The organism is Lepagella muris, from assembly GCF_004793975.1.
In the GTDB taxonomy this organism is placed as follows: domain Bacteria; phylum Bacteroidota; class Bacteroidia; order Bacteroidales; family Muribaculaceae; genus Lepagella; species Lepagella muris.
The window spans coordinates 94378-120037 of record NZ_SRYB01000004.1 but is presented as its reverse complement, the minus strand read 5'-3'; the positions used below and the strand labels follow the sequence as shown (position 1 = coordinate 120037).

38 protein-coding genes and 1 tRNA gene are annotated in these 25660 nt (G+C 46.5%); 35 read left to right on the top strand and 4 right to left on the bottom strand.

What is annotated here, in order from left to right; genetic code table 11:
• Nucleotides 1-63: 63 nt before the first annotated feature.
• The 3 genes from E5331_RS04370 to E5331_RS04360 all read left to right on the top strand — a co-directional run bounded on the left by E5331_RS04370 (nt 64) and on the right by E5331_RS04360 (nt 2689).
• Nucleotides 64-954, top strand: coding sequence for a glucosaminidase domain-containing protein (locus E5331_RS04370; RefSeq protein WP_123481653.1), 891 nt, complete (start codon nt 64-66; stop codon nt 952-954).
• A 286-nt stretch (nt 955-1240) separates the two neighbouring features.
• Nucleotides 1241-1312 (top strand) — tRNA-Arg (locus E5331_RS04365).
• A gap of 99 nt (nt 1313-1411) precedes the next feature.
• Nucleotides 1412-2689, top strand: a complete 1278-nt coding sequence (locus E5331_RS04360) for a tyrosine-type recombinase/integrase (RefSeq protein WP_135984069.1) — start codon at nt 1412-1414, stop codon at nt 2687-2689.
• A gap of 520 nt (nt 2690-3209) precedes the next feature.
• Here E5331_RS04360 and E5331_RS04355 read toward each other — a convergent pair.
• From E5331_RS04355 to E5331_RS04340, 4 genes are read right to left on the bottom strand one after another with little or no spacing between them, the layout of a single operon-like run.
• On the bottom strand, nt 3210-3464 hold the full coding sequence (locus tag E5331_RS04355) for a hypothetical protein (RefSeq protein WP_275441073.1): 255 nt from the start codon (nt 3462-3464) through the stop codon (nt 3210-3212).
• Entirely contained in the window at nt 3461-3961 is a 501-nt protein-coding gene (locus E5331_RS04350) for a hypothetical protein (RefSeq protein WP_135984068.1), read from the bottom strand. Before E5331_RS04350 ends, E5331_RS04355 begins: the two co-directional genes overlap by 4 nt.
• On the bottom strand, nt 3958-4158 hold the full coding sequence (locus E5331_RS04345) for a hypothetical protein (RefSeq protein ID WP_135984066.1): 201 nt from the start codon (nt 4156-4158) through the stop codon (nt 3958-3960). The genes E5331_RS04350 and E5331_RS04345 overlap by 4 nt, the downstream gene beginning before the upstream one ends.
• Complete coding sequence (locus tag E5331_RS04340; protein ID WP_135984064.1) at nt 4155-4712, bottom strand: hypothetical protein; 558 nt, start codon at nt 4710-4712, stop codon at nt 4155-4157. The genes E5331_RS04345 and E5331_RS04340 overlap by 4 nt, the downstream gene beginning before the upstream one ends.
• A gap of 164 nt (nt 4713-4876) precedes the next feature.
• Between E5331_RS04340 and E5331_RS04335 the strand changes: the two genes are divergently transcribed.
• The 32 genes from E5331_RS04335 (at nt 4877) to E5331_RS04185 (ending at nt 25564) form a co-directional block, all read left to right on the top strand.
• Nucleotides 4877-5101, top strand: coding sequence for a helix-turn-helix domain-containing protein (locus E5331_RS04335; protein ID WP_135984062.1), 225 nt, complete (start codon nt 4877-4879; stop codon nt 5099-5101).
• A 16-nt stretch (nt 5102-5117) separates the two neighbouring features.
• Nucleotides 5118-5336 carry a hypothetical protein gene (locus tag E5331_RS04330; protein ID WP_135984060.1) on the top strand — a complete coding sequence of 73 codons (219 nt, stop codon included), beginning with the start codon at nt 5118-5120 and terminating at the stop codon, nt 5334-5336.
• Nucleotides 5336-5620: a hypothetical protein gene (locus E5331_RS04325; protein ID WP_135984058.1), complete on the top strand. Its 285-nt coding sequence runs from the start codon at nt 5336-5338 to the stop codon at nt 5618-5620. The genes E5331_RS04330 and E5331_RS04325 overlap by 1 nt, the downstream gene beginning before the upstream one ends.
• A 1-nt stretch (nt 5621) precedes the next feature.
• Nucleotides 5622-7589: an AAA family ATPase gene (locus tag E5331_RS04320; RefSeq protein WP_135984056.1), complete on the top strand. Its 1968-nt coding sequence runs from the start codon at nt 5622-5624 to the stop codon at nt 7587-7589.
• A gap of 8 nt (nt 7590-7597) precedes the next feature.
• Complete coding sequence (locus tag E5331_RS04315; RefSeq protein WP_135984054.1) at nt 7598-8584, top strand: recombinase RecT; 987 nt, start codon at nt 7598-7600, stop codon at nt 8582-8584.
• Nucleotides 8585-8596: 12 nt separating this feature from the next.
• Complete coding sequence (locus E5331_RS04310; protein ID WP_135984052.1) at nt 8597-9325, top strand: MBL fold metallo-hydrolase; 729 nt, start codon at nt 8597-8599, stop codon at nt 9323-9325.
• 14 nt (nt 9326-9339) lie between these two features.
• Entirely contained in the window at nt 9340-9759 is a 420-nt protein-coding gene (locus tag E5331_RS04305; protein WP_275441072.1) for a hypothetical protein, read from the top strand.
• Complete coding sequence (locus E5331_RS20270) at nt 9743-9937, top strand: hypothetical protein (RefSeq protein ID WP_168355130.1); 195 nt, start codon at nt 9743-9745, stop codon at nt 9935-9937. The genes E5331_RS04305 and E5331_RS20270 overlap by 17 nt, the downstream gene beginning before the upstream one ends.
• Before the next feature lie 37 nt (nt 9938-9974).
• On the top strand, nt 9975-10541 hold the full coding sequence (locus tag E5331_RS04300) for a hypothetical protein (RefSeq protein ID WP_275441071.1): 567 nt from the start codon (nt 9975-9977) through the stop codon (nt 10539-10541).
• A 32-nt stretch (nt 10542-10573) separates the two neighbouring features.
• Nucleotides 10574-11014 (top strand): hypothetical protein, encoded by a 441-nt coding sequence (locus tag E5331_RS04295; RefSeq protein ID WP_135984050.1) that lies wholly within the window; start codon nt 10574-10576, stop codon nt 11012-11014.
• Between the two features lie 35 nt (nt 11015-11049).
• Complete coding sequence (locus E5331_RS04290) at nt 11050-11796, top strand: hypothetical protein (RefSeq protein ID WP_135984048.1); 747 nt, start codon at nt 11050-11052, stop codon at nt 11794-11796.
• 15 nt (nt 11797-11811) lie between these two features.
• On the top strand, nt 11812-12687 hold the full coding sequence (locus tag E5331_RS04285; protein ID WP_135984046.1) for a hypothetical protein: 876 nt from the start codon (nt 11812-11814) through the stop codon (nt 12685-12687).
• Nucleotides 12653-13354, top strand: a complete 702-nt coding sequence (locus E5331_RS04280) for an AAA family ATPase (protein ID WP_275441069.1) — start codon at nt 12653-12655, stop codon at nt 13352-13354. Before E5331_RS04285 ends, E5331_RS04280 begins: the two co-directional genes overlap by 35 nt.
• Nucleotides 13355-13400: 46 nt before the next feature.
• Entirely contained in the window at nt 13401-14456 is a 1056-nt protein-coding gene (locus E5331_RS04275; RefSeq protein WP_135984044.1) for a DNA cytosine methyltransferase, read from the top strand.
• Nucleotides 14453-14914, top strand: a complete 462-nt coding sequence (locus E5331_RS04270; protein ID WP_135984042.1) for a hypothetical protein — start codon at nt 14453-14455, stop codon at nt 14912-14914. Before E5331_RS04275 ends, E5331_RS04270 begins: the two co-directional genes overlap by 4 nt.
• Nucleotides 14915-14917: 3 nt before the next feature.
• Nucleotides 14918-15646, top strand: a complete 729-nt coding sequence (locus E5331_RS04265; RefSeq protein WP_135984040.1) for a DNA-methyltransferase — start codon at nt 14918-14920, stop codon at nt 15644-15646.
• Between the two features lie 20 nt (nt 15647-15666).
• Nucleotides 15667-16479, top strand: a complete 813-nt coding sequence (locus tag E5331_RS04260) for a ParB/RepB/Spo0J family partition protein (protein ID WP_135984038.1) — start codon at nt 15667-15669, stop codon at nt 16477-16479.
• Nucleotides 16480-16705: 226 nt separating this feature from the next.
• Nucleotides 16706-17026, top strand: a complete 321-nt coding sequence (locus E5331_RS04255; protein WP_275441067.1) for a nucleoside triphosphate pyrophosphohydrolase family protein — start codon at nt 16706-16708, stop codon at nt 17024-17026.
• A 15-nt stretch (nt 17027-17041) separates the two neighbouring features.
• Nucleotides 17042-17299 (top strand): hypothetical protein, encoded by a 258-nt coding sequence (locus E5331_RS04250; protein WP_135984036.1) that lies wholly within the window; start codon nt 17042-17044, stop codon nt 17297-17299.
• Complete coding sequence (locus E5331_RS04245) at nt 17296-17490, top strand: hypothetical protein (protein ID WP_135984034.1); 195 nt, start codon at nt 17296-17298, stop codon at nt 17488-17490. The genes E5331_RS04250 and E5331_RS04245 overlap by 4 nt, the downstream gene beginning before the upstream one ends.
• On the top strand, nt 17483-17701 hold the full coding sequence (locus tag E5331_RS04240; protein ID WP_135984032.1) for a hypothetical protein: 219 nt from the start codon (nt 17483-17485) through the stop codon (nt 17699-17701). Before E5331_RS04245 ends, E5331_RS04240 begins: the two co-directional genes overlap by 8 nt.
• Nucleotides 17698-18270: a 3'-5' exonuclease gene (locus E5331_RS04235; protein WP_135984030.1), complete on the top strand. Its 573-nt coding sequence runs from the start codon at nt 17698-17700 to the stop codon at nt 18268-18270. The genes E5331_RS04240 and E5331_RS04235 overlap by 4 nt, the downstream gene beginning before the upstream one ends.
• Nucleotides 18270-18713 carry a hypothetical protein gene (locus E5331_RS04230; RefSeq protein ID WP_135984028.1) on the top strand — a complete coding sequence of 148 codons (444 nt, stop codon included), beginning with the start codon at nt 18270-18272 and terminating at the stop codon, nt 18711-18713. The genes E5331_RS04235 and E5331_RS04230 overlap by 1 nt, the downstream gene beginning before the upstream one ends.
• An 80-nt stretch (nt 18714-18793) precedes the next feature.
• The gene (locus E5331_RS04225; RefSeq protein ID WP_135984026.1) at nt 18794-19273 is read left to right on the top strand and encodes a hypothetical protein; all 480 of its coding nucleotides are present in this window, start codon (nt 18794-18796) and stop codon (nt 19271-19273) included.
• Nucleotides 19274-19277: 4 nt separating this feature from the next.
• A complete protein-coding gene (locus tag E5331_RS04220; RefSeq protein WP_275441065.1) occupies nt 19278-20387 on the top strand; it encodes a DUF4417 domain-containing protein in 1110 nt (369 codons plus the stop codon).
• A gap of 2 nt (nt 20388-20389) precedes the next feature.
• Nucleotides 20390-20974, top strand: coding sequence for an ADP-ribosyltransferase (locus tag E5331_RS04215; RefSeq protein ID WP_168355132.1), 585 nt, complete (start codon nt 20390-20392; stop codon nt 20972-20974).
• A 19-nt stretch (nt 20975-20993) separates the two neighbouring features.
• Entirely contained in the window at nt 20994-21596 is a 603-nt protein-coding gene (locus E5331_RS04210; RefSeq protein WP_135984021.1) for a hypothetical protein, read from the top strand.
• A 31-nt stretch (nt 21597-21627) separates the two neighbouring features.
• Nucleotides 21628-21852, top strand: coding sequence for a hypothetical protein (locus tag E5331_RS04205; RefSeq protein WP_135984019.1), 225 nt, complete (start codon nt 21628-21630; stop codon nt 21850-21852).
• 110 nt (nt 21853-21962) lie between these two features.
• The gene (locus E5331_RS04200; protein ID WP_135984017.1) at nt 21963-22448 is read left to right on the top strand and encodes a hypothetical protein; all 486 of its coding nucleotides are present in this window, start codon (nt 21963-21965) and stop codon (nt 22446-22448) included.
• Nucleotides 22435-23862, top strand: a complete 1428-nt coding sequence (locus tag E5331_RS04195; RefSeq protein WP_135984016.1) for a phage terminase large subunit — start codon at nt 22435-22437, stop codon at nt 23860-23862. The genes E5331_RS04200 and E5331_RS04195 overlap by 14 nt, the downstream gene beginning before the upstream one ends.
• Before the next feature lie 11 nt (nt 23863-23873).
• Complete coding sequence (locus E5331_RS04190; RefSeq protein ID WP_135984014.1) at nt 23874-25301, top strand: phage portal protein; 1428 nt, start codon at nt 23874-23876, stop codon at nt 25299-25301.
• On the top strand, nt 25301-25564 hold the full coding sequence (locus E5331_RS04185; RefSeq protein ID WP_135984012.1) for a hypothetical protein: 264 nt from the start codon (nt 25301-25303) through the stop codon (nt 25562-25564). Before E5331_RS04190 ends, E5331_RS04185 begins: the two co-directional genes overlap by 1 nt.
• The last annotated feature ends 96 nt before the right edge of the window (nt 25565-25660 follow it).

Genomic DNA, 25660 nt, shown 5'->3' with positions numbered 1-25660 from the left:
TTATATCAAAATTTGTGAAGATACCGGCAATTTGTGTATCTTTGTACTCTCATTTTAACGACAATGGTTCCACGTTTATTATCCCTACTTCTCCTGCTCTCCTTGGCGACATCCTCCCTAACGGTTGTCGCAACCAATAATTATGAAGTGTATATCGATAGGTTCTGCCACCTTGCGGTGGAACATCAGGAGGAATTCGGCATACCCGCCTCCATAACTCTGGCGCAAGGACTCCTTGAAAGCGCGGCGGGGAAGAGCACCCTCGCCACCAAAGGTAACAACCACTTCGGCATAAAATGTCACAAGGAATGGAAGGGGAAATCAATGAAACGAAGCGACGACTCTCCCAACGAGTGTTTCCGATCCTACAACACACCGGAAGAGAGTTTCCTCGATCATTCCCGTTTTCTGCGCCGCACTCGCTATCAGAAACTCTTTGACCTCGACATCACCGACTATTCCGGCTGGGCACGCGGACTGCGTGAGTGCGGATATGCCACCGACCCTAACTATGCCGCTCGCCTCATCACCATAATAGAACGATACTCCCTATATATATATGACACGCAGGAGGGACGCTCGCAAGAGGAGACCGTAGCCTTCATACGCGACATGCTGGTCAACACCCATCCCGTGCGCCGCACTCGCGGACTGCATTACGTGGTGGCGACACCGGGCGACACCTACGCCTCGATCGCGAAGGAATTCAACCTAAAGGAGAAGAAACTCATGAAATATAATGATGCACATAAAGACCATGAGATAAAAGCGTGGGAGGAGGTATATCTTGAGGAGAAACTTGAGACAGCTCCGGATGGAGTGACAACAGTCACCATCGGTGAGGACGAGTGCATCCATTCCATAGCGCAACGCTACGGGATGAAAGTGAAGGTCATCAAAAATCTCAATCATAAAGCCTCCGACACCCCCGGGACAGTCCTGAATTTAAGGTAAAAGGAGGGGAGAAAGGTAAAAATTTTTTAAATAACAGCCAAAAAACACGTTTTGGCAAAGGAATTTTGCACAAAATCAAATTTTTCACTAATTTTGCGCAACATTATCGGCATCCGGCACTCCGCCACCAATGGTCGGGCTGCCGCCGTAAGGTGTCTGCCTCTGTAGTTCAACGGATAGAATAGAAGTTTCCTAAACATCTATTCTCTCTAAGAGCTAAAAATGGCACTCTAAATCATTAACCCAGTTAATGATAACCGGCACAACAAACGACATAATACTATAAAGTCTTGTAGTTCAACGGATAGAACGAGGGTTTCCTAAACCTTAAATCGGGGTTCGATTCCCCGCAGGACTACAACGAAGCCTCACCTTTTTAGGGTGGGGCTTTTTACTTTCCGCACTTTTTGACTAAATTTGCGTTGAAAAGTTCTACAATAGTTCTACAAGAAAAGAAATGGCTACCTTCAAAGCAGAAATATATGCTCACCAAAAGCGGGCAGATGGCACATATAACATCAAAATCCGAGTTACCCACAAGCAGCGCAAAAAGTATCTCGCTACTCCGTGGTATGTAGGTAAAGAGGACATGACACGCGCCCTCAAGCTGAAAAATCAACGGTACATTGATATGGTTGAGGATTTGTTGCGCAAGTATCGCTCAATCTGCAATAGTGTTGGTGAGGGGCTTGATGACATGAGCGTTGAGCAAGTGGTGGAGCTTATCACCCGGAAAGAAACAGATAAACCCTTTGATTTGGATATAGTGGACTATACGCGCAAGTTCGTTACCAAACTTGACAAGGCAGGGCGTGGTGGCACCGCAAGGGCGTATGAGGTTGCGATTAACAGCCTTTGCCGTTTTGTCGGACGTGAGAGTGTGAGCATAAAAGAAATCACTGTGCAATTCCTTACTGACTGGATAGCATGGATAGCAGCCCAGCCCCCACGGAAAAACTGCAAAAAAGGAGACCGCGCCCAAAGCCTGTATCTCGCTCAACTCCGAGCTATGTATAACCGAGCCAAAAAAGAGTTTAACGATGAGGAGGCCGGCATTATCCGCATACCCTTTTCACCATTCAACAAAGTAGAGATACCCAAGCCATCGCTTTCAAGGAAACGAGCGTTGACGGTTGAGCAACTACACAAATTCTCCGAGATACCTTATACAACCATTCTGCAACCGGGCGTGAACCGCTTCAACTTTGCCAAAGATGTATTCCTGTTGAGTTTTATGCTGGTCGGCATGAACGCTGTGGACTTATACACCGCTACGGATTGCAAGGGTGGCCGCATTACCTACCAACGTGCCAAGACACGAAACCGCCGCGCCGACAATGCGGAAATCTCAATAAAACTGGAACCGGAGGTAATGGCTCTATTTGAAAAGTACCGTGACCCGTCCGGGCAAAGAGTTTTCAAGTTCTACAAACTCTATTCCTCAATGGATACGTTTTGCGCGGCTCTCAACAAGGGGCTTAAAAAGTTGGGAGATATTATTGGCGTTGATGATTTGGAGTTTTACGCTGCCCGCCATTCGTGGGCTACCATTGCCAACAATGACGCTGGCGTTGACAAATACACTGTTCATGAGGCGTTGAACCATGTGGATGAAACAATGCGAGTGACGGATATTTACATTCGTAAGAATTGGGAGCGCATAGATAAAGCCAATCGTGCCGTGCTTGATTTACTCCAACTGAATTTACCAAGTGTTGATGAGCCTAAAAAATAGGTTTTGCCTAAGCAAAATTTGTAAATCGCTGTGGCGCAACGCCTTATTAAGACCGTTTTGCTTAGGCAAAATGTTCCACGGATTTTTGCCCCTCAAAATCGCCCCAAAACACCCTCTCAAACACACTTATTTTGCTTAGGCAAAATTTGTATTACGTTGTAAATATGAATGTTATAAAATTATTTTGCTTAGGCAAAATGTTCCACACACCAAATTTTTGCTTAGGCAAAATTTGTAAAATACTGGTTTATAGATTATTGCCAACTTTTGCCTAAGCAAAATAACAAAATCAATATTTTGCCTAAGCAAAATTTGTAAATCGCTGTGGCGCAACGCCTTATTAAGACCGTTTTGCCTAAGCAAAATTTAGCCTCACGCGCACGCGCATAATGCGCGCAGGCGCGTTAAAACACACTATATATAGAGAGTATAAGAAAGTAGTATATGTTTTAGAAATAGGGGGTATGGGGGAAAGAACAAAACAAGTGGAGCGACACCCGAAAGCACCGCTCCATTCGTTTTAGTCCTCAAACATCTTTCCGGCTCCAAGCAAGAGCCATTTGGCACTAACGCCATACTCTTTAACCATAGGCTGGAGCCATGATACTTGAAACCAACCACGCTCTAAGTCTTTCCGATTGGCTATGAGGTTGCGCCGGTCAATATCGTAGAGGCGGCAATAGGTGTTGACACCCCTTATTCGTTTCATCGCAATTATCGCGTCAAGGGCGCAATAAAAGCGTTCCATGATTTGCTTGCTTACTGAGGTGTTCATTTTACATAGGCTTCAACTACGCACTGAAAAAATGTTGTTTCGCCATTCCTCACAACTGGTATGAGGAAACCGACCTTTTCCGGGCGCAGTTTGGCGTATTTCTTTTGAAATAGCTTTGTGCCATATTCCACATTGTCCTTTGGCGCAATAGCCTTACGGAGTTTGGTATGGGGAGCAATCGACGTTGTGCCTTTGGGATTATTAGCTAATGCCATTACGGTATCATCAAAAATAATCTCTTTACTTGATTTATCGCCGAGCATAAGAAATTTATCCCAATCAATTTCAATCACATCATCCGTGAGGTTTTCAATAGCGAGATTTGCAAAGTACGCCCCACTATCGAAATCAATATATACTTTGACAACTCCATTGGTAGCCTCAAGCGTATCACTTACCTCTGGCTCAACCATTCGCAGGTAGCAGCCATTTATCTTTTCTTGCGCATGAGCGCACAATCCTACTATCAAGATTAGGATTGTAAAAATCTTTCTCATTCGTTCAACGCTCTAACAAGTTCAACATCGGCTTTGAGCTGGTAAAGCTCATCAAGGGGCTGGCCGGTGATTTTTGCAGTTGTGATTGCTTTCTCTATCTCGGTCAGCACTCGGAGGCTCTCATCGGAATTTACCCGGTTTACACTGGTGAGGCTTTCTTTCATAAGCTCTATCACCATACGATAGTAGGTATTCATACGGTTGCTGGTGTTATATTAAATTTCAGTTCAAGCATAGTTAGGAGGCGGTCAATCTGGGATTGCGCCTTATCCACTTGCGCCTGTGCGCGGTCAACTTGGTCTTGCGCTCTACGGGTTATTTCGTGGGCTTCTTTGGTGAGGTCTGCTTGTGCAGTCATTGCAGAAACGATTTTGTCTATCTCTACTCCAAAGGTGCAAGGCGGGTTGTTGGTAAGATTGTTTCCGGCAAACTGTGGGTTATCCCCCGTTATTGGGCCGTTGAATTGCTGACCGCTGCCCGCATTTTCTTGTGTATTCTCTTGCGAGTTCACATTTTCCTCAATAAGCATATTGCCCTCGCCTGTTTCAAGCCATTCAAGGTTTAGGTTGGGTGATAATTCTTTTAGTTTGTTCATAAAGTTTTTAGGCTCTACGGCCTTTCCGTTTATGACTTGTGAGAACGCGGAGGCATTGTTGTAGCCAACTTTTGTGCCCAACTCTTGTTGGCTGGCAGCTACCCCAATACTAATGAGGTAGCGGACTAAAATTTTGTATCGGTCTATCTTTGTCATTATGAGGTAGTTATGATTTTTGAGAAAAATTTACCTAAATTTAATCCTAAAATCTTTTGGTAGTTTAGGTAAATATGTTTACCTTTGCAACACAATAAGATTTATAACGCCGCAAAGATACAAAATTTATGTTTGCGGAACACATAAACACTATAAAAATTATAATGGAACAAAAGAAAAAAACAAAGTTTAGGCAAATCTATGACGCGCTACCAAGCAAAGCACCGATAGCCCCCAAATCGGCTTTTGTAAAAGAAATCGCCAAGTTGGTTAAGGTGCATGAGGTAACGGTACGCTGCTGGATTGCCGGAACACAAAAGCCCGATGCTTTGAAAACATCCATTATTGCAAAGCATTTGGGCGTACCAGAAAACGAATTATTCTCTTAATCAAATTGCAACACCGATGACTGGAATACAAATTTACAACACTTGTTGGCTCTCAGTATGGCTTTTATGTCTATGTGGGGCTATATGGGGTGTAATCGCCGGCAACTGGGCGCACTGGCTCTTTGTGGCTGCTTCGCTCTACTTTGCCTACTTGCTCTTTATTGATGATGAGGATGGCGAAAGCCTCAAGCAATTACTAACACGCAAAATCAAAGCGTATAAGGAGGCTAAGTGATGACCGTAACAATGGAGTTGTACGAATTAAAGACGCTATGCTCGGATATGGCCGCGCTCGGTGTCGCTACCTACCAAAAGGACGCGGCCCCGGCTACTGACCTTATTTCTCAACGTGAGGCGTATCGCCAATTCCAAGAGGTTAGGGTTAAGAGGTGGGTTGAAAGCGGATTGATAACACCCCAACGCAACGGGGCGGCACTCAATGCCAAACGCTATTACTCACGCGCTGAACTGATGGCAATCAATAATGCCGAAAGGCTGAACACAATAATTCACAGATAACATGAAAACAATTAAGCTCAAATCGCTGGCTCTTGTGAATTTCAAGGGTGTACGCTCCTTTGAGGTTGCGTTTGATAGTGATGTGGTTTCTATCCAAGGCGGTAACGCCACCGGCAAGACCACTCTCTATGATGCTTACCTTTGGCTGCTCTTTGGAAAGGATAGCGCGGGCCGTGGTGATGGTAACGGGGGATTTAATGTAAAGACCCTCGGCACGGACGGAAAGCCTATCTACCGTCTGGAACACTCCGTAACAGGTGTGTTTGAGATAGACGGGCGAGAAATCAAACTGCAACGCTGCTTAGTGGAGAAATGGAGCAAAAAGAACGGCTCTAATGAGGAATCCATGAATGATGAGCAACAGTATTTCATCAACGATGTGCGTTGCGGCACCAAAAAAGAGTATCAAGCGGAAATCTCCGAAATAATCCCGGAGAATGTCTTTCGCATGATTACCAACCCGCACTATTTCCCACGTCTTTCAGCCGATGACCAGAAAGATATGTTGCTTGAAATGGTAGGCAATATATCCGATGAGGAAATAGCGGCAACTGATGAGGGCTTTATGGCGTTGCTGGACCATATCAACGGCACCTCACTAATCAAATTCGCCCAAGAGATAGCGGCAAAGAAAAAGAGTTGCAATGATGCGCTCAAAACCATACCCGCCTCTATCGAAACAGCACAAAAGTTAATGCCGGAGATTGAGGACTGGGCCGCGCTTGAAAGTGAACTTTCCACCAAGAAAAAGAGCCTCGCGGAAATAGACGCACAGCTTACCGACCACAACAATACGGTGAGCCAAGCCAACCAGCGTAGAAATGAAATCATACGCCTCAAGGGGGCTAAGGAAATGGCTTTGACTACGCGCCAATCTAATTTGCGCATACAAGCCAATGCCGACACCAACAAGGCTAAGGCCGACTTACAGGCTATGGAAAGCGAACTTGCGACCTTACAACGCAATATCGCCTCCAAGCGTGGAGAACTCGCCGATGTGCAAGCCACCATTACTAAGCTCAATGAGCAAATCGTAGCCCTGCGCGATGAGTTTAAGGCCGTGGCAAAGGAAATGTATGTAGAACCGGCTGAGGGTAGTTTGGTATGTCCTACTTGTGGCGAACCACTCCGTGGTGAAAACCTCACCAAGCAAAAGGAAACAATGCGTGGCAACTTTGAACAGCACAAGGCAGAACGCCAAAAGTCTATCCAAGCAAAGGGCGTACCTATGCGCAAAGAGTTAGACCGCGCCAAAGAAACGGAAACACGCCTCAAAGGGCAAATATCTACCTATGAGGATAGCGTGTTAGACCTCAAAGGCCGTATCGAATACGCCAAAGCGCATATCCCCACCGCCAAAAATGCCGATGAGCTTATCAAGGTTGACCCTGAATGTATCGCACTCGCCAATGAGATTGAGGAACTGAATAATCGCCTTAATGCTGAAATCCAGCCCACCGATGTAAGCGAACTGCAAGAGGCTAAGGCTATTCTTTCCGAAAGCATAGCCGAACTCAACCGCCGCCTCGGAAAGCGTGATACAATCACTCGCTGCCAAAAAGAGATTGAGGAGCTGGAGGAAAAGCGAGTTGCCAACAACCAAGCCATTACCGATTTGGAGCGTTGGGAGGACACCTACACTCGCTTTCTCAAAGCCAAAGATGAAATCCTCATGGAACGTATCAACGGCCTTTTCAGCTACGTTTCTTTCTCTTTCCTCAAAGAGCAAAAGAATGGTGGTGAGAAACTGACTTGCTTTTGCACCGTCAACGGCATACCTTATCCCGATGTGAACGCGGCCGGCAAGCTCAATGCCGGACTTGATATAATCAACGCGATATGTCGCACCAAAGGCATTTCCGCACCGATATTCATAGACAATGCCGAAAGCGTGAATGAGATTATCCCCACAATCTCACAGGTGGTAAATCTCCGTGTAAGCACTCACCGAACTCTAACCATACAATAAGCTACAAGATGACACAACCAACGACACAACAGCCCGCAAGGACTGCACCGACACCGCAAACAACGGCTCCGGCACAGAAATCCCCCGTCAACATATTAAGCGAAATGCTTAATCGTGCCTCAATGAAAAGGCAATTTGAGGACACCCTCAAAGCCGGGGCCGCCACATTCATAGCCTCAATGTTGGAACTCTACGGCTCTGATAGCAAACTCCAGCGTTGCGACCCCGGCCAAGTGTGCAAGGAGGCACTTAAAGCGGCCGCCCTGCGCCTGCCTATCAACAAGGCACTCGGACAGGCTTATATCATAGCCTACAACAACACCGTCACCGATGAACACGGTAACAAGGTTAAACGCTATGAGCCTACTTTCCAGATAGGCTACAAGGGGCTGTATCAACTTGCCATGCGTACCGGCCAATATCGCATTATCAATGCGGACGTGGTGTATGAGGGCGAACTCCGTAAAAAATCAAAGCTCACAGGTGAGATTGATTTGGACGGAGAAAAGACCTCGGACAAAGTGATTGGCTACTTTGCATATATCGAATTGCTCAATGGCTATCACAAGGCACTCTATATGAGCGTTGAGGATATTGCCAAACACGCCAAACGCTACTCCAAAGCTCTTATGTGGAATAGTGACGTAACAGTTGAGAGCCTTATGGAGTTAGCTAAACTGCCCGTTGTTGCCGAAAGTGGCAATTTGGGCTGGCTCGGTAACTTTCACGGAATGGCAGTTAAGACCGTTTTACGAAATCTACTAAGTAAATATGGCTATCTTTCCGTGGAACTCCAAGAGGCTTTGGAGAAAGATGAAACCACTGGCGATGTTAAGCAACTCACTACGACCGACACCCCCGCGCTGACTCCGGCTCAACCCGTGCAAGCCATTGATGTAACCACGGTGGACTATGAGGACGTAAGCAATGCCCCCGCCGGCGTTGAGGATGCGGAAAGTGAGGATTTGCCAACAGAACCCGACCCCGGTTTTTAATCCGCTCCGACAATGGAATTGAAAGTGTTAGGCAGCTCGTCAAGTGGTAATTGCTACATTCTTGACAACGGCAACGAGGCTTTGATACTTGAGGCGGGCATACGCTTTGCCGATGTAAAAAAGGCTTTGGGCTACAATATCCGCAAAGTGGCGGGCTGTCTAATCACCCACCGCCACAACGACCACGCCAAATACATTAAGAACATGATGGAGAATGGTATTCACACATTGGCATTGCCTGATGTATGGACTGCAAAGCAACTGACGGATTCACGCGCCGTTGCTATCCAGCCAAACAAAGGGTATAAGCTGGGCCGGTTTAAGGTACTGCCTTTCCACGCCTGCCACGATGTGCCTTGTGTCGGCTACCATATCATGCACCCGGATTGTGGGCGTGTGTTGTTTCTCACTGATAGTTGCGACTGCTTGCATTTATTTCCGGCTCTCAATCATGTTTGGATAGAGTGTAATTATTCCACCCCTAAGCTGATTGAGGCAGTGAGTAAGGGCTACACTCTCAAAAGGCAGATTGAACGCCTCCCCAACTCTCACATGGAGCTTGACACTTGCAAGCGTGTACTCTCTGAACATGACCTATCCCACGTTCAAGAAATCGTGTTGTTGCACCTCTCGGAGCAAAACAGCGATAGGGAGCATTTCATAAGCACCATTGAACGACAAACGGGTAAAGTTGTGTATGCTGCGCACCCGAATATGACTATTGACATTACCAAGTATTGACTATGGCAAAGGTGATGGTTGAAAAGATTAACGGGCGATTTAGCCTACAACCCCTATATGAGTGGTTTACGCAAGTTTGCGATGGACTTTTCCACATTGAGATTAAGAAAATCCGCAAGCCGCGCACCAACGACCAAAACGGTTGGCTCTGGGGCTGTATCTACCCTATGCTCTTAGACGGGCTTTTAGAGGCTGGTTGGGAGTTTACCACGGTGGAGCAAGTGCATGAGTTTTTCAAATCCATTATGGCAAAGGAAAGTGTTGTCAACCGACACACTGGCGAAATAGTGGAATTTCCAAGCTCGACAGCCACGATGAACACCGTGCAATTCTCCACTTATTGCGATAAGCTAAGGGATTATGGGCGTGAATTTCTCGGAATCGAAATACCGGACCCGGATAAATACTGGAGGCTGAATGATACAAGTAGCTGATAATGTTGTGGCCGAACTGGTAAGGCATATTCCGATGATATTAGAACTTTTGCCACGCAATCCCACAAAAAGCCTTAGAGTGGCAAACGCAATAAGAATGACTAAAATTAACATCAACAAATTAAAAGAATTAGATGATGAAAGAAAACGTAATCGAAATCAACAGCGCGAACTATGACGCGGCCTATGCTATGGCTGATGAGCAAACGCGCAAAGTGCTGGCCGTCCTCTGTGGACGTAGCGATGAAACAACTGCACCCGCCAAGCCAGCCCCCACACTTTCCGACTATACCACTATCCGCTCCTATGAGGATGCGTGTGTGGCACTCGGAATAGAGCCGACCCTCAATAAATCTCTCATCGTGAGAAATGGCGATAGTGTTGAAGATTTGTTTGAGCTACCTAAGCACATTGTGGCTCAAATGAAACTGGAAACCATTTGCCGCGCCCTTTGGGGTGGTGAGGTTAAGGTATATCCCGACCCCAAAGGTGAACGTACCTATTGGTACCCGTGGTTTGCACTCTACACCAAAGATGAAATGGAGCGCATGAACAAAGAACAGCGGGGTGCCCTCCTGTCTGCTCGTGCGGATGGTGGAGCGGCTGCGGGCTTCGGTTTTCTGGTTGCGTATCGTCGTTCCTCGTACTCGTCTGCGCGCAGTGGCTTCCGCTTGTGCCTTGACACTGAGGAAAAGGCAGAATACTTTGGCAAACAATTCGTGGAGTTGTGGGCTGAGGCAATCGCTTTCAATTTCACCGTGGGCGAACATATCACGGAATAAAACTGCAACATCAACCCCAAATAAAAAGAGATATGCAACCCGATGTAATGTTTCCCAATGACCCGGTTGAATCCCGCGAACAAATGTTGCGGGACAACTGCGACCAGATAGAGCAGCGTAGTTTTACGCGCTCTTTCTCCCAAGATGAGGTGTATGCCCGCCGTGCTGAACTGGAGCAAGTGTCAATCCAAGTTGCCGAACTTGAAGATGAACTCGCCCAAATCCGCGCCGACATAAAAGGACGTATCAAGCCATTGCTTGAACGCCGGGGCAAAATCCTCGATGAGCTGAAATCCCGTGGCGAATGGGTAACGGCCGACACTTTCAAATTCGTAGATGTGGAGGATGGCACAGCCGCCTACTACTCTGGCGATGGCTACAAGATTGAGGAACGCCCAATAACCCCGGAGGAACGCCAACGCAACATCATTCAAGCCACGCGCTTTTTCAATCGCACCGGCACCGATGACTAAATAACAATATTCACCAACTTAACCCCACAAAAAACATGGAAGATAGCAAGCCTATTGCAATCAACATCGAACACTACACAGGCGATAAGCCTATTGAGGTAGTGTATCGTGAGGGCCGTGCAAGCTCCGTGCTTGACACCAAAGCCCCCGAAAGTATCAGCGTGTGTGGCGTACTCTCTACGCCCCTTGACTGGCTGGAAAAGCGCGTTGACACGATAGACCAGAAAAAAGCAAATATTCTGGTGGAGCGTGAGAAAATGACAATCACGCTCACAGTCAACGAAAGCGACCACTACACCAAGAATACTATCACCGGCACCGCCCAACTTTCCGAAATCTTTAAGAAATTCGGAATCAACAACCCCAACGTAGGGTGGACTCCCGCCAAACTGGGACAATTCCTGCGCCTTAATCGCTCCGCGTTTGAGGATAAGGAAACGTGCATGAAGCTGGTGTCAGCCCTCAAGAATTTCACCGCCAAAGCTAAGGCACAAATCGAAAAGCAACATGACCCGTCCGGCTCACGCGCCGATGTGTACCGCCAAGAGGTAGAAAGCAACCTGCCTAAATCGTTCACCGTGAAAATTCCTATCTTCGCCGGTCCCGTCAAAACGACTTTCGATGTGGAGTTTGACCACTACCTTACAGACGGTGAGGTATTTCTACAACTCGTTTCCCCCGGCGCACAGGAGCTTATGGATGAGTGGCGCGACAACAGCATTGACAAAGTGCTGAACTCTATCCGTGAACTTGCCCCCGATATTGCCATTCTCGAAGCGTAACAACTGCAATCCCCTATGGCAATAAAGCGGACAAAATCGCAAATGCCTATTGATACGGGGGAATGGTTAGACAGCCCCCGTATCAATAATCTCTCTTATGACCTAAGAGGGATATGGCTTACTATGCTTTGCTATATGTGGGAAAGCCCCACAAGGGGGATAATGGCAAAAGCCAACGGCAAACCATACACGCAAGACCAGATAATACGCCTATTGGATATTGACCCGTTAGCCCTTTCAATACTTTTGGAAAATGGCTTATTGGCAAAGAATGACAAAGGGGCTTATTACTCCCCGGATATGGTACACCGTGAGCGTGTGAGCAAAGCAAGGCGCACAGCCGGCCGCAAAGGTGGCGAGGTAATGAAAGATAAAATCCTCAATCCCAAAATAGAGGAAACGCCCCCCACGATTGTTGAACCGCCCCCTACACCAGCAGCCACACCTCAAAAGCCGGCACTGTTTAAGGAGGATGAGGTGCCAGAAACGCCCCCCGAACTATCCCCAGAACAAAAAGCAAAGGCTGAAAAGAAAAAGAAATACAAGTATGCCGAATTTGTAACCCTGACAAAAGATGAGTATGCCAAGTTGTGTACTGAACACACAGAGGAGGCCGTAAGGCGAATGATTGAAATACTCGACAACTACAAAGGGCAAAGTGGCAAACGATACAAGAGTGATTATAGAGCTATCCTTAATTGGGTAGTGGATAGATATAACGATGAACAATTAAGATATGGCATTAGACCCACAACAAATGCGACTACCGCAAAATCAGCAGGAGGCTTTGGAACTGTTGCGCCGTATGCAACAGGAGCGAACCCAACTGCAACGGGAGCAAGCCCACAATCTGGTGATGCGCCGGAGAAAGGCTATTCTGAAAGGTTTTAAGTATGACCTCACCGATGAGAACGAATACAACGTACACGCCAATATGGTTATCGGAATGGGCGATAACTATATGCTCCGTGAGTTTTCGCGCTTTATGGTTGATGAGCATAACAAAAACGTGCTACGTTTCTTACTCTACTATTTCAACAACTGCCCGCTTGCTGAATCCGTCTTTCCCGATGAGGATTACAAAATTCACAAGAATATCCTATTGGTAGGCGAACCCGGTACCGGCAAAACTATGTTGATGCAAGTGTTCGCGGATTATCTACAAGCGACCAATAACGATAATCAGTTTACCTCTATCAGTATGACCCAACTTATGAACTACCAAAAGGTATTCGGACATATTGATAAGTACACATACAATGAGCTTAAAGGAGCAAGCCGACAAGAGGCGTTTGACGGGGTTAATCCCTACAACATTTGCCTTAACGACTTAGGTATTGCAACTGAGCAGCAAAAGAGTTTCGGCACACAGCTCACCCAAGTTACCGATGAATTTCTCTTTGCCCGCTATGAGATTTACCAACAATACGGCAAACGCTATCATATCACAAGCAATCTTACCGTCAAAGACTTTAAGAAACGCTTTGAGGCACGATTGGTTGACCGTTTCAAGAGTTTCAACGTGATAGAGTTGCATGGTGGTAGCCGCCGGCGTTAATCTCTTATTTCAAAAAGTGTGTTCAACAAACAACCCAACCGCAATTATGGAGCATAAATTTAACTACAACTGGACCCTTAAAGACGCTAATTTCAGCAAGGATAAGGGCGTTGTGTTTTCGTGCTTTGCTTGTGGGGGGGGGGGGGCAACAATGGGCTATAAATTAGCTGGTTACGATGTAATAGGATGTAATGAAATTGACCCTCGCGTTATGAGCTTATACGAACAAAACCATCATCCCCGATACGCTTTTCTTGAACCAATCCAGACGTTTAAGGATAGGACTGCATTCCCGGATGCTCTTTATAATCTTGACATTTTGGATGGCTCACCACCATGCTCCGCTTTCTCAATAGCGGGTAGCCGAGAGGAAGCGTGGGGCGTTGAGAAAAAGTTTCGTGAGGGTCAAGCAACCCAGATACTTGATACTCTATTTTTTGATTTCATAGAGCTTGCGCACAAGCTTCAGCCCAAAGTTGTAATAGCTGAGAACGTGAAAGGACTATTACAGGGTGATGCGAAAAAATATGTGCAACGTATCTATGCGGAGTTTGACGCAGCCGGCTATTATTGTCAGCACTGGCTATTGGATGGCTCTAATATGGGCGTACCACAAAGGCGTGAGCGAGTGTTTTTCGTATGCCTAAGAAAAGACCTCATAGACTTTGTGCCGGTGCAATACAATCTGTTTGACGTGCTGCCACGCCTTACTCTGGACTTTCACGAGCCTCCTATCACTTGTGAGGACGCGGGCATAGAGTTGGGGGACCCGATAACGACACCATGCTATGCTGAGGAATACGACAGGCTCAAAGCTGGATTACCCAAAAAGTATCTCCAATGCTGTCTATACCCTAAGACGGTCGTACACCCTACGCTGATTGCCGGGTACCGAGCAAAAGCCTCCCCAATGCCGGATTGGGGCAAACAATGGCTATCAACATCGGATATATGCAAAATATCATCATTCCCTCAAGACTACGATTTTGGCACACAAAAGCCGGAATATGTATGCGGAATGAGCGTACCGCCGCTTATGATAGCCCAAATCGCTACGCAAGTTTATGAACAATGGCTAACAAGAATTAACCAAGTAAAATGACACGAAAGAAAGTAATACTCACCCTTAGCCGAGTGTTTCCACAAACCCACTCAAAAAAAGGTATCAACACGCTCTTTGCGGTTAACCTTTTCGCGGGCCGTAAGATACACACCATACGCACCGATGAAAAGGAGTTATGGGAGCAGCGTGTTAAGGATATTAACGATGGGCGCAAGCTCTTATGTGTGCGTGAATGGACTGGCCGCCCTTACAACTCTGAGCAGGCCGACATAAAGAACTTTGTGCAAGTAGGATTGCAACACATCACAATGACTTATGGAGCAGATGATAAACTACCCCAAGCATGGGTGGATGGTAAGCAGGTCCCGATTGAAACACTCGCCAAGAATGACGGACTCCGTGTTGAGGACTTTGTTGAGTTTTTCTTTGGTACAAAGCAATACAATAACAACGTCTTTGAGGGCGTGATACTCCATTTTACGGATTTCCGCTATTGAGGTATGGAGAATGTGGTTTTGAACGGTTGCACTTGCTACAACGGGGATAGTCTGGAGCTTATGGCTACTATGCCCGATAAGTGCGTTGATTTCATTCTGTCTGACATACCCTATGATTTGGATTTGAACGGTGGCGGGGCGCATGGTGATTTCTGCACCCGCAAGCAAATCCAATCACGCAAAAACAGCTCACTTTACTTTGTATCACAAGGCATAGACTACGACAAAGTTTTCTCTGAATTTGAGCGCATTTGCAAGGTAGTGAATATATGCGTGTTTTGCTCAAACAAGCAGATAGGGCGCATAATGACATGGTGGGAGCAGCGCGGTTATGTGGCTACACTACTTGTATGGGATAAGCCTAACCCTATGCCTTTGGGTAATGGGTGCTACATAAACAATCTTGAATTTATCGTTTATGTACGCTCCAAAGGTGCTACCTACAATTCCCTCGGCTACGATATGCAATTCAAGACCTTTCGGAACCAGCCGCCTCAAGCAAAAGAAAGAATACACGAAACGGAAAAGCCGGTGAGCCTACTGCAACGCTTGTTGTTGCTCCACTCCAACGAGGGTGATGTGGTGTTTGACCCTTACGCCGGCTCTTTCACCACAGCCATTGCCTGCCACAAGGAAAAACGCAAATTCATTGGTTGCGAGATACTATCAAAATACTACGAGCCGGCCGTGAAACGCCTCCGAGGTGTGACCGCTCAACAAAGTTTATTCTAAAACTCAAACAAGTTACTACAATGGAAACAAACCCCACGAAAAGAAAAGATATATTTCTGGTGGACCCGCGTAATATCCGGGTTGTTGACGGTTTCAACGTGCGCCGGGATTTTGACTTAGAGGAACTGAAAGAACAAATCAAGTCAAAGGGTGTGCTTAATCCTATAACCGTAATCGCCTACAAGGATGAGAACGGAATGGAACTTTACAAGCTGGTTGACGGAGAAAGACGTTACCGTGCCACTATGCTTGCAATCTCCGAGGGTGCTGACATTCCTTTCGTGCCAGCTCTCAAAGCTCCAAAGGACGCAACGGTGCAAGACCTATACATTGAGCAGATGATGCGTAACGAGGGCAAAAAGTTTACCGAGCTGGAATGTGCGGTTATGTATCGCCGTTTCAAAGAGGAATTTGGCTACACACAGGTACAAGTGGCCGACATCTTCAAGAAATCCCCAGCTTTCGTGAGCAAGTGCCTTTCGTTGCTTGACCTGCCCCAATATCTCCAAGACAAAATAGCGTGTGGCGAGTTGTCGGCAAAGGCAGCAAGGGAGATAGCCACAAGTTACTCAGATAGCCACGACCAAGTGAGAGCCGCAAAGTCAGCCGTGAGAACTGCAAAATCAAATGGACGTGCGACCGCTACCAACAAGGAGGTACAACGTGCCCTCAAGGACGCAAAGCAAGGTAGGGTTATCGCTGACGCTCTTAGGAGTATTACCGCATATCTGGACGGTGTGCCGACCATTGAGGTTGACCGTCTTATAAAGTCGCTTGATAGGTGTGGGACTTTGCACGCCGCTATGAAAGAATATAAATCAATCTCAAACTGAAAACGCATGATAAAATTAAAAAGAGTGCTTGACGCGTACTTTTGGAACGCAACTGACTATTTTACTTGTGAGCGCAATATCGCGAGTATGGAAATCGTAGAAAAGCCCCGGCAATTTGGATGTTGCACGTTAACTCAGATAACCACTTTTGACGGTGAAAAGGTGTGTGTGACTGAAACACCGAAGCAAATCTTTGAGCTTCTAAAGTATGACAAGTAACATGGAAATGAACACCTACCAAAAGGAGGCAAAGGCAACAGCCATTTACCCCAACGATGGAAATATCACCTATCTGGCACTCGCCCTTTGTGGCGAGGCTGGTGAGGTGGCAGACAAGATAAAGAAAGTGCTACGCGATAAGCAAGGGCAATTCTACGCCCCCGACATTGCCGCCATTGCACTTGAACTGGGCGATGTGCTTTGGTATGCTGCCAATCTCGCTAACGCCATTGGCTACACGCTTTCCGACATTGCCGAAATCAATCTCCAGAAAATCAACAGCCGCGTACAACGTGGTACACTCCACGGGTCCGGTGATAACCGATAACCAACAACTGTAAAAATGAAACCAATAGAATTTCCCGAACAAAACGCTATCGCTACAAGTGAGGATGAGAACGTGCAACCCTTACCCTGCCGCATATCAAAGGACGGCACCCAAGTAATATCGTGCTGGGAGATAACCGAGGCTGACTTTGAACGCCTCAAGAGAAACCCAAGAATATACATATCGCAACTGACGTTTGGTGCTAATATTCCACCGCTCTTTGCGACAACCGACAAACACGATTTATTCACATATAAACAACCCGAACAATGACACAAGACATCAAAGGGCAAGTAATCCGAACAAAACGCCCAAATAAGCCGATACGCCTACCGCGTAAATTCAAAAAGGACATCATCAAGACATCGGGCCGTGAATCCTACTGGAAAATAATAGGACTGATGTATATGCAAGTAATGATGGGCGGCACTCAATACCTCAAAATCCGCAAGGTGAATGAGTAAGACTATACAAGAGGCAATTCAAGAACTTGCTATTGCCGTTGGTGAATGTTCGGTTACGGTTCAAAACATGATTGAAAGGGTATTATGTTTTAACCAAACCTATATAAAGTTGGATGAGCTAAAACGACTTACTAGAACGCAGAAGCCCAAATACCCACAATCTCCATACACAAAGTTTGATAATATCCACAAAAAACAAAAACGAAAATGAAACTGTTATTTTTCGACTTAGAAACAACCGGTACATTGGTGAACAAACACGGTATTCACCAGCTTTCCGGGGCCGTTGTGATAGACGGTGAAATCAAGGAGAAATTCAATCTCCACGTTCAGCCTAACCCGCAAGCTCAGATTGAGCAAGCCGCCTTAGATGTGGCAGGTGTGACCCGTGAGCAAATCATGGCTTACCCACCTATGGGGCAAGTTTACAACGAGTTTGTCAACGATATACTTTCAAAGTATGTTGACCGCTACAACAAAACCGACAAGTTTTTTCTTGTTGGCTACAACAACGCCTCTTTCGATAATCAATTTCTCCGTGCGTGGTTTATCCAGAATGGGGATAAATACTTTGGCTCATGGTTTTGGGCTAACTGCATAGACGTGATGGTAATGGCAACACCTTATCTCGCTGACCGCCGCGCCCAAATGGAGAATTTCAAACAAGGCACCGTAGCCAAGACCCTCGGAATTGCTATTGATGATAGCAAGCTCCACGATGCGCTCTACGACATCGAGGTGTGCAAGGCTATATATGACATCGTTTGCGCCCGCTACTGATGAACTCACTACACATTGGCATAGATACCGGCACCCACACAGGCATAGCCGTGTGGGATAGCCGGGGCCAGTGTTTCCGTGCTATTGAGGATATGCCTATTCACAAGGCTATGGAAACAGTGGCTAAGTACAAGGAGATAGCCGACCAAGAGGGCGCAAGGCTCTATGTTCGTGTTGAGGACCCGCGACAACGTACATGGTTCGGCACCGAAAGAATGAGCCGTGAGGAGGAGCGAAAGAAACTGCAAGGCGTTGGCTCAGTCAAACGTGATGCGTCTATCTGGGAGGGCTTTCTCTCTGATATGGGCGTATGGTTTGAAATGGTAGCCCCCAAGCGCAATGTTACCAAGCTCACACATGAAAGATTTGTAGCTATCACCAAGTGGAAAGGGCGCACTAATGAGCATAAACGCGATGCGGCAATGCTTGTTTTTGGGAGATAGTAATTTTTCTGCCTAAATATGCGTTTAGTGAACACATTATTTTGTATCTTTGCACTATTAACCGAGTTAATTTTAACGATATGGACGTTACAACATTCACACTATGGGATTATCTCTTACTCGCAATGTGCTTTATTGCGTTGATGGCTGTTCTGTGGGCGATTGACGCAAGGGGCTGGATTGGCTCTAAGGTGGCAAAATTGCTGCCCTTTGCGACCATTCAGCAAGGGGATAAGGTGCATATCTATCTCAACGGAGAATACAACCGCACGGCAACACTTTCAAAGGTTGCGGTGGATTGTGTGTATATCTACGATTCAGCCATAAGATTGCCTCTTTCTCACCGTGGGCGTTTCTATGGGATTGGCGTAGATGCTGCCGATGGTAGCCATGTGGTTTTTATCACAAGGCACCGCCATTATCGCCTTATCCGGGTGGCTGAACTTATCCGCAAGGTGTTCGGCTTACAGAATGAAGATGGTAATCTCAACCCTGATTATGCCGAATATGAGCAGCTTGTCAGCGATGTAGCCGAGGAGGGCGAAAGTGATGAATGTTGAGTCTATGAAATATCGCAAGGTGGCCGACCTGCACCCTCTGCCCGATAATCCGCGCACTATCACCAAAGCGGATTTTGAAAGGCTGGTTGATTCCATAAAGATAAATGGCTTTTGGGAACACCAGCCTATGGCATTGGAGGAACAGGGCGGCCGCCTTATCGTTCTATCCGGCAATCAACGCCTCAAGGCTGTAAAGAAACTCAAAATGAAAGAGGTGCCGACCGTTCTTTATTCAGACTTGACCGATGAGGAGCGCGTTGAAATTATCCTACGCTCCAATATCAACAATGGAGAATGGGATAGCAACATACTCACCACGGCCCCGGCTTTTGAGGCTGTGGATTTCGGCTTTATTGGGCTTGAACTACCACAAGAGGAAACAAAGGGCAAAAAGACCTCAAAGAAAAAGATTGCCCTTACCCCCAGTGAAGATGAGCAAGACCAAGACCCAGAAAATGACACCGACAATGAGGATAAGGGCGATGATGAGGAAACCAACGAAAAGGAGGCTTTTTATCGCTCAATGCTGAAAGACGTGTTATATGAGAGCGACAACATCTATGAGATACCCAACCTATTGCTTGAAATGCAAGCGGGTAAGGTTGAATTGCCCTTATCTCCGTGGGGCGCGAACAGCCGCCTCCGTAAAGATGTGGCAACGTATCATTTCTATGTAGATGATTACCGATTTGAGGCTTTGTTCAAAGACCCGATAAAGTTGCTCACAAGCAACTGCAAAGCGGTTGTTGAGCCTAATTGTAGTTGCCACGACCAAACCCCGATTGCATACGGAATAAGCCTTATCTACAAAAAGAGGTGGCTTTGTCGCTATTTGCAAGAGTGCGGTATCAAGGTTTATGCCGACCTCAATGTTAGCCACAAATTCATTGAATACAACAAAATGGGTATTCCGAAAGGCTACAACGCTTTTTTTACCCGTGGACTTGATGGCTGGCTTGAAAGTCTTAAATCCGACTTACAGGTTGCACAGGAGATAAGCGGGCTTGAACGCCCCAATCTTGTTGTGTATGGTGGCGGTGATGAGATTAAAGCGTTTTGCCGTGAGCATGGCTTGCTTTACGTCACCGACTTTATCAATGCCAAAAAGAAATGACTATGGGTAGGAATAGTGGCGGCGTTAGAGGTGGCGGTGGCTCATATAGTCAAGCAGAGATAGAAAACGCTCTGTTTGATTACGTCAATGGATATTCAAGTGAAATGAATGGCTGGTTGCGCTCACCCGCTGATTATTCGCTCACCCCGGAAAGCCGACAGCACATAAAAGTATTGGATTCAATTCTAACTGGAAATATAACCAACGAAACACTTTATCGCAAGACCGAGGCTAAGTCAATTTTTGGTTATATGAGCCAATCCGATTATGATAAACTTTGGATGCACGTTGTTGACGGAACTGCAAACGGTGCCTCTCAAAAAGCGATTGCCGGTGTCGTTGGCAAGACATTCAAGGAGAAAGGGTTTATGAGTACCTCAAAATCCGCGTCTATTGCTGAGGATTTGGACTTTGCGATGAAACCTATAATGTTGAGAATAAACCCCAACAAAAGGGCAAAGGGCATGGACTTAGACAAACATTCAATAGGCGAGGAAGAAGTGTTGCTAAGGCGCAATACCAGATACAAGGTGAAAAAAGTGTATGGCAAGGCTGGCAACATTTATGTAGATGTAGATATAATTTAACAACGATATAATAACAATCATGGGTAGAAATTCAAGCGGCAACCGTGGCACAAAAGACGGTGGCGGCGATTACAAAGGCAAAATTACCAACGTCGGCCCTCTTGTCGAGATGACCGACCCACAAATGTATAAGGCAACCAAGCAAGCCATTTCGCGCTATCATGCCGTTCTGGGTGTAAGGCAGCGCGAGGTTAAACTTGCTGACTTTCCCGGTGCCTATGGCGTACACGTTACAAGCGGTGATGGTAAATCAAAGGCGGTTTACCTCAATCGTAGCCACTTTAACCAAGGAGCAAAGAGAGTTGCAAGCGACCACGCAGCAAACTACACAAGTGGCTGGAGTACCCACACCAACAAGCCGATTGCTCACACTGTCACACATGAGTTGGCACACGCTACATGGAATGAGCATTTGTCTGGAGCCAATCAAAGGGCGGCCGGCAAGGAAATCCGCACTCTTTATCGTTCATGGATGAGAGATAAGAAAAAGTCCGGCTATGGTAAATATGCCCGTACCAACGTGAGCGAGTTTTGGGCTGAAACCGTTACTAAGGCAGTACATGGTAAGTCTGATAAGTACACTCGCCGAGTGAAAGCGATTTGCAAAAAATACAATCTCTAACTATCTTTACATAAAACTACAAGAATAAACAATGAAAAGAATTGAATTAACCCCCGAAGAAATTGCCGTTATCAAGCAGCAGCTTGACGGTGAGATTGAGGTATGGAGTGCTACCGATGAGCAGCAGAAACACCTCACTAACGTAATTGACAAAGCCGAGGCGCGTCTGGAGGAATACCCCGATGATTACGACTTTGGCGATGACCTTATAGCGTGGATATGGAGCGAGTACCAAGCACAGGAGGCTAACGCCTAATCCACCATTAACCCGGTGAAGAAATCGGGCAGTTTTCGGGCTGTCCGTTTTCTTTGCAGTTTATGTGTGTTTGATGAACACGTTTAATTAAATCAACGGAATTACAACGGATGGCACTCTTTGAGAAAGGAAATAAAATGGGACACCGCTTTACGTCCGATAACCAGCCCAAGCGCAAGGGGCGTGGTAAATTCTCCGTGCTTTCCTATATACGTCAGACTACCGGCAAGAAAGTTGACCCACAAAGCAGCAAGGAGGAAATCTTAAAGGTTATCCAGCACATTTACGAAAGCTCACCCGCAGAACTGGAGCCGTTGATGAAAGACCCCAACGACCCCACCAAGCCCAATGCCAACACTCCGATGTGGGTATTGAATGTGATAGCGGCGATTAACACCGATATGCGCTATGGGCGCACGTCAACGATTGAAATGCTCTTTGACCGAGTATTTGGCAAAGCCACTCAGCCGATAGAGGCCGATGTGAACGCCCAAGTTACTAACACGGTTGATTTGTCGGTACTCACCACCGAGGAACTACTACAATATAACGCTCTTTTGGAGAAAATAACAGCAGGTAAGAATGGCAAAGAATAAAGCAACATCAATGCCATTGTCGCTTGCAGTCAAAGTTGAGTTGTTCAAGCGTGGCGAGTTTGGATTTATCACCGACCGCGAGGGCAAGAGGCACGAAAAGCAGGGGCAGGCTCTAACAATACTGACCGACACCGACCATGTAGAGGTGCTATATGGTGGAGCGGCCGGCGGTGCTAAGTCTTGGACTGGTGCCGTGTGGTTGCTCTTTATGTGTCTTGCCTATCCGGGTACAAAGTGGTTTATCGGCCGTGCTGAATTGAAGCGTATCACCCAATCAACCTATATCACGTTCAAAAAAGTATGCTCCATGTATGGTTGCACAGAGGAACTATACACGTTCAATGGGCAGCTCAACTACATTCAGTTTTTCAATGGCTCACGTATTGACTTTTTGGACTTGCAATATAAACCCTCCGACCCGCTGTATGAACGCTATGGCTCTATTGAGTTTACCGGCGGCTGGATTGAGGAGGGCGGTGAGGTTAATTTTGGTGCATACGACACGCTTAAAACCCGTGTGGGCCGCCACTTGAATTTGGAGTATGGTTTGTTGCGTAAGATATTCATTACTTGTAACCCCAAAAAGAACTGGATGTATGATATTTTCTATAAGCCATATAAGACCAATCAACTTGAGGCGTACCGTTTCTATATCGCTTGTTTGGTGCAAGAAAATCCGTTTATAGACCCCGGATATATTGAGGGCTTACGCTCGACAAGCGATAAAGTGAAATTTGAGCGACTGTTTAAGGGTAATTGGGATTATGACGATAACCCTAACGCTCTATGCGCCTATGATGATATTTGCGCCATATTCGGCAATAAGTTGGCTCTACGCACGGGCAAGCACTACATAACGGGCGATATTGCGCGTTTCGGTGCCGACCATGCGCGATTGGCTGTCTGGGATGGCTACAACATAGTTGAGCTTATTTCTTTGCCTAAATCCAAGCTCACCGACATTCAGACGTGGATTATTGCCAAGCAAAAGAAATACCGCATACCCAATCACCGCGCTATCGTGGATGAGGACGGAGTAGGCGGCGGCGTGGTTGACTTTTGCGACATTCAGGGCTTTGTGAATGGCTCTACACCATTTGGGGGCGAGAACTACCGCAATCTACAAACCCAATGTGGTTACAAGCTGGCAGAACACATTAACGCCAATGAGATAGGCATTGATGAGGATTTGATTAACGAGGCTGACCGTGAGCAGGTGATAAGGGAACTTGAACAACTGCAAACGTGGAAAGGCGATAGCGATGGCAAACTACAATTAAAGCCGAAAGAGGAAATTAAACTTGATTTGGGTTGCTCCCCGGACTGGCGCGATATGCTCTTGATGCGTTGCTGGTTTGACTATAACGAAATAGACATACCCGAAAACATAGAACAGATTTTAGGATTAACGTAACACCAAATAACATGAGTATCATTCAAACAATCTCAAATAGCATTAAGGCAGCCGTTGGCTACCAACAGAGCTTTGATGAACTGTTGGCCGCTCACGATGTGACGCGGGCCGTTGCTATGATGACTTGCCACTCCGACAAGGCGGCAAGTTACTTGCGCGAGTATGAGGTAAGCACTCACAAGGTGATGGAGCGTGAGGATAGAGCCGTTAAGGACAAAAAGGGCAATTTCCTACGCTGGAGCAAGCGCAACAAAATTCCTATCCCTTACCCAAAATTCATCAATGAAATCTCGTTGGTGTTTCTCTATGGCCGGCCCGTGAAATGGACGCAGCTATCAGAGGGAACCGATTATGCCTATTCCTACTACAAGGACTTAATGCGTGATATTCGCTTTGATTCGTGTGTAAGGGAGGCTAAACGTGCCGCCGGTGCTGAGGGTGTGTCGGCTATACTCTACCACGTTTTCCGCGATGAGAATACCAACAAGCCACGCCTCTTGCTGAACGTGTTAAGCAAGAAAAACAACGATGACATTTACATTATCAAAGACCAATATAAAAGGCTCAGAGCCTTTGCATGGGGCTACTATCTCACAGAGCAGGGCAACCGCACCGTTCACCATGTAGATGTATATACGGCCGATAAAATCTACCGTTGCAAGCGTGGCAATATAGGCTGGGAAGTTGACACCTACGATAACCCCGTTGGCAAAATCCCCGTGTTGCTCTTTGAGCAAGACCCGGAACACTCCGATGTGCAACCGATGATTGAAAGGGTTGAGAACTCCGAAAGTGTGGAGGCCGATGTTATAGACCGTTTCGCCAATCCCGCAATGGTGGCAACGGCCGATGTGCTTAACTCGCTACCCAAACAAGAGGAAGAGGCGAAACTCTTTATCCTCAAAAATGGCGGCAATATGTCTTACCTCACATGGAACGATGCAAGCGAAAGCAAAAAAAATCAATTTGAGCGTCTGGATAAGCACATTCTTTCAAAGTCTTTCACCCCCAACATTGACTTTGACAATATGAAAAGCCTCGGCAACCTGTCTGCAAAGGCTATCCGCAAAGTTATGTTGCTGGCCGTTATCAAGGCTGAAAAACATAAGGAGAAACACGATGGCTATATGAGCCGCCACGCCTCACTTATGATAGCCATAATGGGTAACGTCTTAGACTATATCCACAAGGCAGAATTTGAAAAGCTCAATCTGGGGCATGAATTTCAAGAGCCGTTTGGTGATGATGTGAGCGATTTGCTTGCTGACATTTCCAAGCAATTCAATGACGGTGCTTTGAGCCGTGAAACGTATGTGGAGCTTTCCTATCTGGTTAAGGATGTGAAAGGCGAAATGGAACGTATCAAGACCGAGCAAGCGGAAAATCTGGCACAGCAAATGGCACTACAACGTATGGACGCTTTTGAACCTACTGACTAATGGAATACTCTACAAAATTTAATCCGGGTGATGAGGTGTGGACTATGAGCCAAAACAAGCCTCACCAATTCCGCGTGGCAGCCGTGGAAATCACATTGAGCGCACCCAACGCTCCTATGCGTGGCCGCTCCACGGAGATACTTGTTGAGCTTATCAATACAGCCCCACGCAATAATCCCCACCGCCTCACATTCGATGCGCAGGCTTGCTTTGCGACCAAACAAGAATTGATAGACCACCTTTTCAACTCCGGCAATGGCTAAGAAAACGACTACCACCAAGAAAGAGGCACCGAGCAAGCCCCAATACACTTGCAAGGACTGCAAACACTCGACCGACTGGCAAAACAAAGGGGCTGA

What these genes read in the sequence shown, in the direction of transcription:
- E5331_RS04370 (WP_123481653.1), top strand. Translation starts at nt 64, where the DNA reads ATGGTTCCACGTTTATTATCCCTACTTCTCCTGCTCTCCTTGGCGACA.
- E5331_RS04360 (WP_135984069.1), top strand. Translation starts at nt 1,412, where the DNA reads ATGGCTACCTTCAAAGCAGAAATATATGCTCACCAAAAGCGGGCAGAT.
- E5331_RS04355 (WP_275441073.1), bottom strand. Translation starts at nt 3,464, where the DNA reads ATGAACACCTCAGTAAGCAAGCAAATCATGGAACGCTTTTATTGCGCC.
- E5331_RS04350 (WP_135984068.1), bottom strand. Translation starts at nt 3,961, where the DNA reads ATGAGAAAGATTTTTACAATCCTAATCTTGATAGTAGGATTGTGCGCT.
- E5331_RS04345 (WP_135984066.1), bottom strand. Translation starts at nt 4,158, where the DNA reads ATGAATACCTACTATCGTATGGTGATAGAGCTTATGAAAGAAAGCCTC.
- E5331_RS04340 (WP_135984064.1), bottom strand. Translation starts at nt 4,712, where the DNA reads ATGACAAAGATAGACCGATACAAAATTTTAGTCCGCTACCTCATTAGT.
- E5331_RS04335 (WP_135984062.1), top strand. Translation starts at nt 4,877, where the DNA reads ATGGAACAAAAGAAAAAAACAAAGTTTAGGCAAATCTATGACGCGCTA.
- E5331_RS04330 (WP_135984060.1), top strand. Translation starts at nt 5,118, where the DNA reads ATGACTGGAATACAAATTTACAACACTTGTTGGCTCTCAGTATGGCTT.
- E5331_RS04325 (WP_135984058.1), top strand. Translation starts at nt 5,336, where the DNA reads ATGACCGTAACAATGGAGTTGTACGAATTAAAGACGCTATGCTCGGAT.
- E5331_RS04320 (WP_135984056.1), top strand. Translation starts at nt 5,622, where the DNA reads ATGAAAACAATTAAGCTCAAATCGCTGGCTCTTGTGAATTTCAAGGGT.
- E5331_RS04315 (WP_135984054.1), top strand. Translation starts at nt 7,598, where the DNA reads ATGACACAACCAACGACACAACAGCCCGCAAGGACTGCACCGACACCG.
- E5331_RS04310 (WP_135984052.1), top strand. Translation starts at nt 8,597, where the DNA reads ATGGAATTGAAAGTGTTAGGCAGCTCGTCAAGTGGTAATTGCTACATT.
- E5331_RS04305 (WP_275441072.1), top strand. Translation starts at nt 9,340, where the DNA reads ATGGTTGAAAAGATTAACGGGCGATTTAGCCTACAACCCCTATATGAG.
- E5331_RS20270 (WP_168355130.1), top strand. Translation starts at nt 9,743, where the DNA reads ATGATACAAGTAGCTGATAATGTTGTGGCCGAACTGGTAAGGCATATT.
- E5331_RS04295 (WP_135984050.1), top strand. Translation starts at nt 10,574, where the DNA reads ATGCAACCCGATGTAATGTTTCCCAATGACCCGGTTGAATCCCGCGAA.
- E5331_RS04290 (WP_135984048.1), top strand. Translation starts at nt 11,050, where the DNA reads ATGGAAGATAGCAAGCCTATTGCAATCAACATCGAACACTACACAGGC.
- E5331_RS04285 (WP_135984046.1), top strand. Translation starts at nt 11,812, where the DNA reads ATGGCAATAAAGCGGACAAAATCGCAAATGCCTATTGATACGGGGGAA.
- E5331_RS04280 (WP_275441069.1), top strand. Translation starts at nt 12,653, where the DNA reads ATGCGCCGGAGAAAGGCTATTCTGAAAGGTTTTAAGTATGACCTCACC.
- E5331_RS04275 (WP_135984044.1), top strand. Translation starts at nt 13,401, where the DNA reads ATGGAGCATAAATTTAACTACAACTGGACCCTTAAAGACGCTAATTTC.
- E5331_RS04270 (WP_135984042.1), top strand. Translation starts at nt 14,453, where the DNA reads ATGACACGAAAGAAAGTAATACTCACCCTTAGCCGAGTGTTTCCACAA.
- E5331_RS04265 (WP_135984040.1), top strand. Translation starts at nt 14,918, where the DNA reads ATGGAGAATGTGGTTTTGAACGGTTGCACTTGCTACAACGGGGATAGT.
- E5331_RS04260 (WP_135984038.1), top strand. Translation starts at nt 15,667, where the DNA reads ATGGAAACAAACCCCACGAAAAGAAAAGATATATTTCTGGTGGACCCG.
- E5331_RS04255 (WP_275441067.1), top strand. Translation starts at nt 16,706, where the DNA reads ATGAACACCTACCAAAAGGAGGCAAAGGCAACAGCCATTTACCCCAAC.
- E5331_RS04250 (WP_135984036.1), top strand. Translation starts at nt 17,042, where the DNA reads ATGAAACCAATAGAATTTCCCGAACAAAACGCTATCGCTACAAGTGAG.
- E5331_RS04245 (WP_135984034.1), top strand. Translation starts at nt 17,296, where the DNA reads ATGACACAAGACATCAAAGGGCAAGTAATCCGAACAAAACGCCCAAAT.
- E5331_RS04240 (WP_135984032.1), top strand. Translation starts at nt 17,483, where the DNA reads ATGAGTAAGACTATACAAGAGGCAATTCAAGAACTTGCTATTGCCGTT.
- E5331_RS04235 (WP_135984030.1), top strand. Translation starts at nt 17,698, where the DNA reads ATGAAACTGTTATTTTTCGACTTAGAAACAACCGGTACATTGGTGAAC.
- E5331_RS04230 (WP_135984028.1), top strand. Translation starts at nt 18,270, where the DNA reads ATGAACTCACTACACATTGGCATAGATACCGGCACCCACACAGGCATA.
- E5331_RS04225 (WP_135984026.1), top strand. Translation starts at nt 18,794, where the DNA reads ATGGACGTTACAACATTCACACTATGGGATTATCTCTTACTCGCAATG.
- E5331_RS04220 (WP_275441065.1), top strand. Translation starts at nt 19,278, where the DNA reads ATGAAATATCGCAAGGTGGCCGACCTGCACCCTCTGCCCGATAATCCG.
- E5331_RS04215 (WP_168355132.1), top strand. Translation starts at nt 20,390, where the DNA reads ATGGGTAGGAATAGTGGCGGCGTTAGAGGTGGCGGTGGCTCATATAGT.
- E5331_RS04210 (WP_135984021.1), top strand. Translation starts at nt 20,994, where the DNA reads ATGGGTAGAAATTCAAGCGGCAACCGTGGCACAAAAGACGGTGGCGGC.
- E5331_RS04205 (WP_135984019.1), top strand. Translation starts at nt 21,628, where the DNA reads ATGAAAAGAATTGAATTAACCCCCGAAGAAATTGCCGTTATCAAGCAG.
- E5331_RS04200 (WP_135984017.1), top strand. Translation starts at nt 21,963, where the DNA reads ATGGCACTCTTTGAGAAAGGAAATAAAATGGGACACCGCTTTACGTCC.
- E5331_RS04195 (WP_135984016.1), top strand. Translation starts at nt 22,435, where the DNA reads ATGGCAAAGAATAAAGCAACATCAATGCCATTGTCGCTTGCAGTCAAA.
- E5331_RS04190 (WP_135984014.1), top strand. Translation starts at nt 23,874, where the DNA reads ATGAGTATCATTCAAACAATCTCAAATAGCATTAAGGCAGCCGTTGGC.
- E5331_RS04185 (WP_135984012.1), top strand. Translation starts at nt 25,301, where the DNA reads ATGGAATACTCTACAAAATTTAATCCGGGTGATGAGGTGTGGACTATG.